At 38.8% G+C, this 12,379-nt stretch carries 3 protein-coding genes; all 3 read left to right on the top strand.

Annotated elements, in window-relative coordinates; genetic code table 11:
- Positions 1–74: 74 nt before the first annotated feature.
- The 3 genes from I573_RS02485 (at position 75) to I573_RS02475 (ending at position 12,379) form a co-directional block, all read left to right on the top strand.
- Positions 75–1,289 (top strand): hypothetical protein, encoded by a 1,215-nt coding sequence (locus I573_RS02485; RefSeq protein WP_016184999.1) that lies wholly within the window; start codon positions 75–77, stop codon positions 1,287–1,289.
- 145 nt (positions 1,290–1,434) lie between these two features.
- Positions 1,435–11,289, top strand: a complete 9,855-nt coding sequence (locus I573_RS02480) for a KxYKxGKxW signal peptide domain-containing protein (protein ID WP_016252702.1) — start codon at positions 1,435–1,437, stop codon at positions 11,287–11,289.
- Positions 11,290–11,422: 133 nt separating this feature from the next.
- Entirely contained in the window at positions 11,423–12,379 is a 957-nt protein-coding gene (locus I573_RS02475; protein WP_016184995.1) for an ABC transporter ATP-binding protein, read from the top strand.

The raw sequence follows: 12,379 nt of genomic DNA, 5'->3' as shown, positions 1-12,379 counted from the left end.
AATGGAGTCATGATCATTTTGATCACCAGTTCACATTTTTTATCAAATGAGTAAAAAAGGGAGGCGTCTTTGGGATGAAATGGAAACTGATGGGTGCGCTAACATTAGGGGTCATAAGTATTGGTATGATCAGTCAGCGCGTGTTCGCGGCAGATGAAACAGGGATGTATCGATTGTATAATCCAAATAGTAGTGAACATTTTTATACAGGAAATCCTGCAGAACGAAACCAGCTTGCTAAGATTGGCTGGAAGTATGAAGGGGGTGCTTGGACTGCACCAAATAGTGGAAGTCCAGTCTATCGTTTATACAATCCAAACGCAGGAGATCATCATTACACGACAAATGGTGCAGAAAAAAATATGTTGGTCAAAGTAGGATGGAAATATGAGCAGATCGGGTGGTATTCAGGAGGATCCACTCCAGTCTATCGATTGTACAATCCGAATGCAAAAGCTGCAGGAGCGCACCATTACACGTTGAATAAAGCAGAATACAATCAGTTGATGAAGATCGGTTGGAAAGGTGAAGGTGTTGCGTGGTATGCACTGGGTACTTTCGACACCAGTAATGAACCACCGATCAGTACGGTTCCACCAAGAAAAGTCGACAAAGACATCACAACAGCAGGTGGTGGAGAAGGTCAAAATCCAGGATCGTATCGCTTATTGTATTCGAACAAACCATTTGATGCGATGCCGAATACGACACAACCACCAGTGATTGAATTTTCCGCAGATATCGTCTTAAAAGGGATTCGCGAGAAAAATGCCTTTTATGGTATGCAGTTTATCATTGCCGGAAATGGAACAGCAGGGGGACAAATCGGGTTAGATATTGGGTTCCAAGAAGGGACATCTACAGAATTTGCCCAAAATAGAATTTCTGTAAAAACGGTCAATTTCCCAGCTGGTGCAGGAAATCAAGGACAACAATTTTATTCGGTCAATACAGGAATCAATATGGATCAAGCGGCTAAAATTTCCGTTCAATATTATCAAACTGGTAGTGGTGAATTTGTCGTCACCAAATTAAATGGCAAAACAGTCGGAATCTATAAAACGAAATTAACGACGCCAAATCAGTATGTGTTGCATGCACAAGTAGAGGACTGGAAACAACGAGGTGCTTCGTTACAATTACGAAATCTAAAAGTACTTAAAAATGGACAAGACGTTACGATGAAAGGTGCAGTGAATTTGCATCTATTAAATCAATCGGGTACAGCAGGAACTTCATTTGATCTTGTAGCTGGAACCAATCGTTGGTTGATCCATGGGGCGTATTAAAAAAAGTAGCTGATTCAGCTACTTCTTTTTTTGTAATTAAATAACTGTCCCTATTTTGGGACGTTTCAACTATTTGATTTTTTTTGTGAGACAATGAACTAGTATAACTTTATTTATTTATTTTCAGAAAGGGGAGCTCTGATAGATGAGTAAGAAGAATAATTTGAATAAGCTTTTGCATTCGAATAAAAAAGAACACTATCGGATGTATAAAAGCGGGAAACACTGGGTCTACGCGATGATTACAACATATGGGGGAATGTTGGGGTTAACGGCGTATACGAATACTGCAAATGCAGAAGAAACCAATACAACTTTAGATACGAGTAGAGAAGTAGAAGATAAAGACATATTGGCCACGCAAGAAACCGCAACGATACCAAGTAATCAAGTATTATCTAGTGAATCGACGACAAATACAACAGATACAAGCACGACAGACACAAGTACAAGTAGTACAGAAGTCATTAAAAATACAAGTAGTGAATCGACTAGTACAACGACATCGACGACAACTAGCTTGGATTCAGAACAAGCGAGTCTATCCCAATCGACTAGCCTCTCTACTTCAACTAGTACATCAAATCTGACAAGTTTATCACTGTCTGAAAGTCTTTCTGGTTCGATGAGTCTATCAGGTTCTCTTAGTACATCGAATAAAATCAGTGAGTCTTATTCAAGTAGTTTGTCATCTAGTTTGAGTAGCTCGACTTCACTAAGTCAATCTAAACAAACACAAAGTGAGAGTGTCTCAAATTCGACATCACAATCGATTTCAACATCACAATCTGCGTCAAAAAGCGTGGTAACAGATCAATCGATGACGTCACAATCTGATGTTCAGGCGACTTCACAAGCACAAAATTTGTTTGATCAGTTAGGATCAGAAAAAGTGGATGTTACGGTCGATTCCAAGACGAGTGAGTTAACGATCGTTACCCAAGACTATAAAGCACCAAGTTCGGCCTTGATCCGTGCCACACAGCAATATGCAGCAGTGAATAATCTAGTGGCATATTTTGCATTACGTGATGCTGCCGGAAAAACAACTAAAGTTAAAGTATCTTCAGATCCAGATGCAAATCGAGCAGAATTTGAAGATATCTTAAATAATGGTGGAACTGCTAAGACACCAACATCTGTGACGGTAACAGTATCAGATCAAATAACCAATAAAGAAATATACAAACAAACAGCAAAAGAAAATAATACGTATGCTGCAGTATCTGACTGGGCAAGTTTAAAAACTGCATATTCTAATCAATCGATAACTTATATTGAAGTAACAGGTGATTTTTCTGCTGCTAGCAATGTGGCAACACGTGATCTAGGTTGGAGACAAACATCTGTGATTATCGATGGAAATGGACATACGGTTAATATGCAAAATGCAGCCTTTAATGTAGGAACTACTTCAACGACAAAAGGTAGCATTTTTACTATTACAAATCTTAATTTGATTCATTATCAAACAGGAACAAATTCTGGGGATAGCGGAACAGGAAGTGCTGATGCAGTAATAGATTCTAGAAATCAAACTGGTGGATATGGTTACTGGAATTACAATATTGATAATATAACATTAAAAGGTATTGGAGATACAGCTAATGAAAACGGCCGTCGTCTATTAGATGCTGAAGACAGTCAGGTTACCCTTTCTGGAGTAGTTACTGCGAACGTTAAGCAAGAATTGATGCAAATTGGACAAGTAGATATTGCTAATGGAGCTAAAGTTACATTGAATCGTACACAGGGAACAACCGGATATTCGATGTTTTATTATATGGCGATTAGAGGAAATCAAACGACAGATACAGGTTACGCTCATACGTTTACTGTCGGAGACAATGCCACGATATCTGGTAACGAATTAAGTTCTTATAACTCAAATAACTATCCCTTGGTATACTATGGATTCAATGGTATTTTAGTAGGAGATAATGTGAATTGGTCACAAGATGGATTCCAAATGTTACTGGACATGGGGCGCTATTCTGGAAGTAATCTTAGTGGTCGTGAAGTCACTTTTGGACAGAACTTAAATATGGTTGCTACACGTACTGTTGGGAGCAACTCATTAAATGCGGCTAACAGTTCTACTATTACATTTAATGCTGGAACTGTATTAGATTTACAACAGTGGAATAATAACAGTGTAGTTAGTATTAGTTCAGGTTCAAGTGTAATTTTTATTTCTCCAAAAGCACTACACTTAGCAAGATTGTCTGGTAGTGGAGCAATTACAACTGGAGCGTTATTCAATATTTCTACTAGTGGAAGTTTTTCCATGAATAATTCTCAAATTAGTACATGGCAAGGGACAAGTAGCCAAACAGCCGTTCCAGAAGGGAATAGAAATGCTAAGTTTGTAAATTTAACTATTAAAGGAAGTACAACAACACTTACTGACACTGCTGGAAATACTACAACTTCCAATGTTATAGATAATACGACACGTGAACTAACAACAGTAGCAATTAATCCAGGTACGATTAAAGTGAATTATGTTAATCAAAATGGTGAAATAATTAAAACTATAGATGTACCAATTGATAATGATATAAATTATATTGGACAGTACATCGATTTAGTAACAAAGTACTATGCTGAAACAAATATGCCAGAAAATTATATGTGGGCAATTGGCTCACAAGTTAAAGCATCGGCTAAAGATGATGCCCAAAGTGGTGGAGATAATACAACCACTGCAGATAATGGTGATGATTATGGACAAGCAAATGTCGCAATAGTTCCCATGGAAGGTAACCAGTATACCTATAATATTTATGTTTATGGACAGGCCAATGATTCTATTCAATATCAATATGAAGATATTGCGACTGGACAGCTTATAAATTTTGATTATATAAATTCAGGAGAAGAAGGTTCAAACACATTACTACCTCCAGCTAACTATGGTAATGTTATCGATTGGACTGATTCTTACTATACTAAAACTAATGTGCCAAATGGTTACTATTATGTAACAGGTTCCGCGTTAAACGGAAAAACTCAACCTACAACTACAACAGTAGGAACAAGTCCAGAATTAAAAACAATTTATGTTGCAGTGGATAAACAAACTGTTAATGTTACATTTGTAAATTCAGATGGGAAACCATTGAATAGTCAAGCTTCACCTGTAAGTATTAATGGAACTACTGGTCAACAATTGACTTATGAAGAATTAGTTACAGGTTATGTTACTGAACTTGGGTATCAAGTTGCGAATCCTGATTCAACATTCACTTTTGATGATACAAGCAATAACGGCAGTCCCGTAGATAGTAATCCACAAAGTTTAACAGTTATACTTCAACCAATGGAAATCACAGCAAATGTGGTCACTTCAGCAGGACAAACGGTTGGAAGTGCAAGTGGTCCTTATCAAACGACTGTTCAATTGCCAGTAACTGATGCTGATTTAGCAAAATCTGGCTATATTTATACTGTGACTGGGCCAAATGGACAAACGTATAATACGTTAAGTGAAGCTTTAGCTGCGAATAACACGTACACGCTAAAAGACAATAGTGATCCAACCATGACGTATCAAGTGAACTATGAAGAAGACCCTGTATCCCTTTCTTATTCTTCAAGTACAAGTGTGAGTCAATCGACAGTTGATAGTCAAAGTACAAGTACAAGTGAATCCAACTCTAAAATCAGCGAGAGTGAAAGTATCAGTACAAGTAAATCAGACTCAGAGATCAGTGAAAGCGAAAGCTTAAGTACAAGTCGCTCGATCAGTGAATTGAACTCTGAAACAAGCGAAAGCGAAAGTGTGAGTACAAGTAAATCTGATTCAGAGATCAGTGAAAGTGAAAGCTTGAGTACAAGTAAATCTGATTCAGAGATCAGTGAAAGCGAAAGCTTAAGTACAAGTCGCTCAATCAGTGAATTGAACTCTGAGACAAGCGAAAGCGAAAGTATCAGTACAAGTAAGTCTGATTCACAGATCAGCGAAAGCGAAAGCTTGAGTACAAGTCGATCGGTTAGTGGCAGTCAGAGTATGGATGAATCTCTTAGTGCAAGTGTTTCATTAAGTATTATTGCTAGCGATTCTAATTTGAGCGAATCAAATAGTGTGAGTCGATCTACGAGTACAAGTATTAGTAATTCAAACTCTGAAAAGAGCGAAAGTGAAAGTATCAGTACAAGTAAATCTGATTCAGAGATCAGTGAAAGTGAAAGTCTAAGCACAAGTAAGTCGATCAGTGAATTGAACTCTGAAACAAGCGAAAGCGAAAGTATCAGTACAAGTAAATCTGATTCACAGATCAGTGAAAGTGAAAGTCTAAGCACAAGTAAGTCGATCAGTGAATTGAACTCAGAGACAAGCGAAAGCGAAAGTATCAGTACAAGTAAGTCTGATTCACAAATCAGTGAAAGTGAAAGTCTAAGCACAAGTAAGTCAATCAGTGAATTGAACTCTGAAACAAGCGAAAGCGAAAGTATCAGTACAAGTAAATCTGATTCACAGATCAGCGAAAGTGAAAGTCTAAGCACAAGTAAGTCGATCAGTGAATTGAACTCTGAAACAAGCGAAAGCGAAAGTATCAGTACAAGTAAGTCTGATTCACAAATCAGTGAAAGTGAAAGTCTAAGCACAAGTAAGTCGATCAGTGAATTAAACTCTGAGACAAGCGAAAGCGAAAGTATCAGTACAAGTAAATCTGATTCACAAATCAGTGAAAGTGAAAGTCTAAGCACAAGTAAGTCGATCAGTGAATTGAACTCTGAAACAAGCGAAAGTGAAAGTATCAGTACAAGTAAGTCTGATTCACAAATCAGTGAAAGTGAAAGTCTAAGCACAAGTAAGTCGATCAGTGAATTGAACTCTGAGACAAGCGAAAGCGAAAGTATCAGTACAAGTAAATCTGATTCACAAATCAGTGAAAGTGAAAGCTTAAGCACAAGTCGCTCAATCAGTGAATTGAACTCTGAAACAAGCGAAAGCGAAAGTATCAGTACAAGTAAATCTGATTCACAGATCAGCGAAAGTGAAAGTCTAAGCACAAGTAAGTCGATCAGTGAATTGAACTCTGAAACAAGCGAAAGCGAAAGTATCAGTACAAGTAAGTCTGATTCACAAATCAGTGAAAGTGAAAGTCTAAGCACAAGTAAGTCGATCAGTGAATTAAACTCTGAGACAAGCGAAAGCGAAAGTATCAGTACAAGTAAATCTGATTCACAAATCAGTGAAAGTGAAAGTCTAAGCACAAGTAAGTCGATCAGTGAATTGAACTCTGAAACAAGCGAAAGTGAAAGTATCAGTACAAGTAAGTCTGATTCACAAATCAGTGAAAGTGAAAGCTTAAGCACAAGTCGCTCAATCAGTGAATTGAATTCTGAAACAAGTGAAAGTGAAAGCTTAAGCACAAGTAAGTCGATCAGTGAATTGAACTCTGAAACGAGCGAAAGCGAAAGTATCAGTACAAGTAAATCTGATTCACAAATCAGTGAAAGTGAAAGTCTAAGCACAAGTAAGTCAATCAGTGAATTGAACTCTGAGACAAGCGAAAGCGAAAGTATCAGTACAAGTAAGTCTAATTCACAGATCAGTGAAAGCGAAAGCTTGAGTGCAAGTCGCTCAACCAGCGGCAGCAGATCAACAAGCGAAAGCCGTTCAAATAGTACTTCAATGAGCGATTCTACTAGCAAGAGTATCAGTGAAAGCTATAGTAGTAGTACATCGGTTAGCCTAAGTACAAGTACGATCGTCAGTGGATCAGTAAGTACAAGTCGCTCAGATAGTACTTCAATGAGTGATTCGGCAAGCTTGAGTCTAAGCAATAGCTATAGTGGAAGTACATCAGCTAGTGCAAGTATAAGTTTAAGTCAAAGTCTATCGATCAGTAGCAGTCGTTCGGATAGTAAATCACTAAGCGATTCAACAAGTGCTAGCGTAAGTGCAAGTTACAGTGGAAGTACGATTGCCAGTATCAGCACAAGCACCGATAAGAGTGAATCGATTAGTACGAGTCGTTCAGATAGTAGATCATCAAGCAATTCAACAAGTGAGAGTATCAGTGCAAGTTATAGTGGAAGTACGTCAGCTAGTATGAGTTCTAGTAAGAGCCGCAGCGAGTCGATCAGTACCAGTCGTTCGGATAGTACATCGATCAGCAATTCAGAAAGTGGCAGTGTTAGTGCAAGCTATAGTGGAAGTACCTCAACAAGTATGAGCACAAGTGCTAGCCGTAGTGAATCGATCAGTATTAGTCGCTTAGATAGCACATCAGATAGTAAATCGACAAGCACTAGTGTAAGCACAAGTACTAGTACGTCAACAAGTTCTGTCATTAGTACTAGCGTGAGCGATAGTGAATCGTTGAGTCGGGTGATTAGTGAATCTAATCTAAACAACAGTACAAGTAGCAGTGCGTCAGCTAGCTTGAGTCTTTCAATTAGTGAATCGATGAGTGTAAGTAAGCGCGACAGTCTTAGCGATAGTATGAGCATTAGCGTTAGTGCAAGTACATCAGTAAGTATCAGTCGTTCCGGTAGCACATCAGTTGACAATAGTGTAAGTAGTAGTAAGAGTACAAGCTATAGTGGAAGTAGCTCAGCGAGCGCCAGTATGAGCTATAGTGCAAGTACGTCAACAAGTATCAGTCGCTCAGATAGTAAATCATTATCAGATAGTTTAAGTACAAGCATTAGCGAAAGTTATAGTGGAAGTACCTCAGCAAGTATCAGTACAAGCTATAGTGGAAGCGAATCTACAAGTATTAGTCGCTCAGATAGTCGCTCGATTGATAGCAGTTTAAGTACAAGTATTCGTTCTAGTGAATCTAATAGCTTAAGCGTAAGTATGAGTCTTAGCGATAGCACTCGTGAATCTACAAGTATTAGTCGCTCAGATAGTGCATCGATTAGTGATAGTCTAAGTAAGAGTATTAGTGGAAGCTATAGCGGAAGTACTAGCGCAAGTACAAGTTTGAGTACTAGTACAAGTGAATCATTGAGTCTAAGTCGTTTAGACAGTCGTTCAGTGAGTCAAAGTTTAAGTGAGAGTATTAGTGGAAGTTATAGTGGAAGTACATCGACAAGTATCAGCTTAAGTACAAGTATGAGCGTTTCAGCAAGTACCAGTACAAGTGCTAGTCTAAGTACTAGTATTTCAGCAAGTACTTTAGGTAGTATTTCAGACATTAGCGAAAGCCAGTCGGTAAGTACCAGTCTTTCAGAAAGTACCTCATTAAGCGACAGTACAAGTGCAAGTATTAGCGCAAGCTACAGCGGAAGTACCTCAACAAGCATTAGTGCAAGTTTAAGTGGAAGTACCTCAACAAGTGTTAGTCGTTTGGATAGTAATTCTGTATCTGAAAGTGTAAGCTCAAGCATTAGCGCAAGTTATAGTGGAAGCACGTCGACAAGCATTAGTACAAGCTATAGTGGCAGTGATTCAGTAAGTATTAGTCGATCAGATAGTACGTCATTAAGTGATAGCACAAGTACAAGTACTAGAGACAGCATTAGTATGAGTGTAAGCACAAGTATTAGTGAAAGCTTGAGTGGCAGTGTATCTACAAGTGTAAGTTATTCAGACAGTACGTCAGTAAGCAATAGCTTAAGCTCAAGTATTAGTGCAAGTTACAGTGGAAGCACCTCAACAAGCATTAGTACAAGCTATAGTGGAAGTGAATCCGTAAGTACGAGTCGTTCGGATAGCATCTCATTAAGTGATAGTACAAGCACAAGTATTAGTCTAAGTATCAGTAATAGTTTGAGTACAAGTATCAGTACAAGCTACAGCGGAAGTAGTTCTGCAAGTACGAGTCGTTCAGAAAGTACCTCATTAAGCGATAGTACAAGTACAAGTGAAAGTCTATCGATCAGTGTAAGTCGTTCGGACAGTACATCGATCAGCAATAGCACAAGTACAAGTATTAGCCAAAGTTATAGTGGAAGTACCTCATCAAGTGTTAGTGCGAGTTTGAGTAGTAGTGACTCTGTAAGTACAAGTCGCTCAGATAGCACCTCATTAAGTGATAGTACAAGTATGAGCATCAGTACAAGCATTAGCAGTAGCCTAAGCTCGAGCATGAGTACGAGTCTAAGTGACAGTACATCAATCAGTACAAGTCGTTCAAATAGTACCTCATTAAGCGAAAGCACAAGTATGAGTATGAGCACAAGCATTAGCAGTAGTGTGAGTGCAAGTATCAGTGCAAGCTTGAGTGGCAGTGACTCTGTAAGTACAAGCCGTTCAGATAGTACATCACTAAGTGACAGCACAAGTATAAGTATTAGCCAAAGTTATAGTGGAAGTACCTCATCAAGTATCAGCGCAAGCTTGAGTAGCAGTGACTCTGTAAGTACAAGTCGCTCAGATAGTAAATCACTAAGTGACAGCACAAGTATAAGTACTAGCCAAAGTTATAGTGGAAGTACCTCAGCAAGTATCAGTGCAAGCTTGAGTAGTAGTGACTCTGTAAGTACGAGCCGTTCAGATAGCACGTCATTGAGTGATAGTACAAGTATTAGTATTAGTCTAAGTGACAGCACATCGGTCAGCACAAGTCGCTCAGATAGTAAATCACTAAGTGACAGCACAAGTATAAGTACTAGCCAAAGCTATAGTGGAAGTACCTCAGCAAGTATCAGTGCAAGCTTGAGTAACAGTGACTCTGTAAGTACAAGTCGTTCAGATAGTACGTCGTTAAGTGATAGCACAAGTGTAAGTATGAGTACAAGCATTAGCAGTAGTGTGAGTGCAAGTATCAGCGCAAGCTTGAGTGACAGCACATCGGTCAGCACAAGTCGTTCAGACAGTACGTCGTTAAGTGACAGCACAAGTGTAAGTATGAGTACAAGCATTAGCAGTAGTGTTAGTGCAAGTATCAGTGCAAGCTTGAGTAACAGTGACTCTGTAAGTACAAGTCGTTCAGATAGTACGTCGTTAAGTGATAGCACAAGTGTAAGTATGAGTACAAGCATTAGCAGTAGCGTAAGTGCAAGTATCAGCGCAAGCTTGAGTGGCAGTGACTCTGTAAGTACAAGTCGTTCAGATAGTACGTCATTAAGTGATAGCGCAAGTGTAAGTATGAGTACAAGCATTAGCAGTAGTGTGAGTGCAAGTATGAGTGCAAGTCTAAGTGACAGCACATCGATCAGTACAAGTCGTTCAGATAGTACGTCATTAAGTGATAGTACAAGTGTAAGTATGAGTACAAGCATTAGCAGTAGTGTAAGTGCAAGTATCAGCGCAAGCTTGAGTGGCAGCACTTCAATCAGTACAAGTCTTTCAGACAGTACATCGTTAAGCGACAGCACGAGCACAAGTTTGAGTCTATCTGTAAGTACAAGTCGTTCAGATAGTACATCAAGTAGTACCAGTCTAAGTGTAAGTACTAGTCAAAGCTTGAGTGGCAGTACGTCAACAATTATGAGTACGAGTCTTTCTACTAGTATCTCGCTAAGCAATAGTATGAGTACACCAGGTAGCACTTCAGATAGTATCAGTAGTTCAGTTAGTACAAGTCTTTCAACTAGCACAAGTATGAGTACGAGTCTAAGCAATAGTACAAGCACTCCAGAAAGTGGTAGTGATAGTATAAGTACTTCTCTAAGCGGTTCTACGAGTCTTTCAGATAGTCTATCAACATCAACAAGTAAAGTGAACTCGACTATTGTAAGTGATTATGGAAGTAATAGTGCGTCAACAAGCATGAGTACAAGTACAAGCCTAAGCCAATCTAGCAGTACTTCTTTATCCAACGCAAACCGAGATTCGAACTCGAATAGTCAAATCGGTGTGTTACCAAATACTGGTGGTACAGGATCAGGTACGACAGGGTCAAATGGCTATGGTACAACTACAACTCCAGGAACAAGTTACAATGGAACAAGCGATTCTTATAGTAAATACGGTACTTTACCAAGTACAAATGAGGATACGATATTCTCTAATGAAATGACATTACTTGGGACTGTAGCGATTACTACTGCATTATTGCTTGCGAAAAGACGTTCTAGAAAAGAAACAAATTAGTCGAAAAACCTCTTAGCAAAATGCTAAGAGGTTTTTTGTTTTGATCAATTAGAAAATAGCTAAGACAAATCTTTAGAAGCATCTATGATTATTGGGTATACTTTTAGATATAAATAGAATAGAGGTGAACCTTGTGATTGAATTTCAGCATGTTTCCAAACGTTATCAAGAAAAAATCGTACTAGACAACTTTGACGCTAAAATAAAAAAAGGCGAATTTTTTGTTTTAGTTGGACCAAGTGGTAGTGGAAAAACAACGACCTTAAAAATGATCAACCGACTAATTGAACCAACAGAAGGGACGATTTCATTACACGGTAAAGACTTGACTAGTTATCATTTGAAAGAACTTCGTTTATCGATTGGCTATGTCTTGCAACAAATTGCATTATTTCCTAATTTGACGGTTGCCGAGAATATTGAACTAATCCCTGAAATGAAGCGTTGGAAAAAAGAAGAGCGCCGAAAACGTGCGATTGAATTGCTTAAAAAAGTGAATCTTGCACCAGAAGAGTACTTACAACGAAAACCCTCAGAATTATCTGGAGGAGAACAGCAGCGGATTGGAATCTTGCGCGCGATCGCAGCTCAACCTGATGTGATCTTAATGGACGAACCTTTTAGTGCACTTGATCCAATTTCAAGAAATCAGTTGCAAGAATTGATTAAAGAGTTGCATCACGAACTAAAAAGTACGATCGTATTTGTCACACATGATATGAACGAAGCGATGCGATTAGGCGAACGGATTTGTGTGATGAAAGAGGGGAAAGTGGTTCAATTAGATACCCCAGAGCAAATTCGTAAACATCCAGCAGATGCATTCGTAGCACAGTTCTTTCAGCAAGAACAGGCTGATCTTATGCATCTTCCACTTAGTGAATGGTTCGATTCGAGTGTGCTCTATCCAACGGTGACGAACCAAACGACCCAAAAAACGGATTTTGTCGCAACCCTAGCTCAAGTGATCCAAGCGTTGGATAAAGTCGACCAACTGGAAATCATCCAAGATGGCAAATCATTAGGTTATTTAGATAATGCGCTATTATTGTCACATTTAAGCCTGGTGTTAGAACGGGAGGATATGTAA

Source organism: Enterococcus sulfureus ATCC 49903 (assembly GCF_000407605.1).
GTDB lineage: Bacteria > Bacillota > Bacilli > Lactobacillales > Enterococcaceae > Enterococcus_G > Enterococcus_G sulfureus.
The sequence above is the reverse complement of the archived record's forward strand: the minus strand, read 5'-3'. Positions and strand labels throughout refer to the sequence as shown.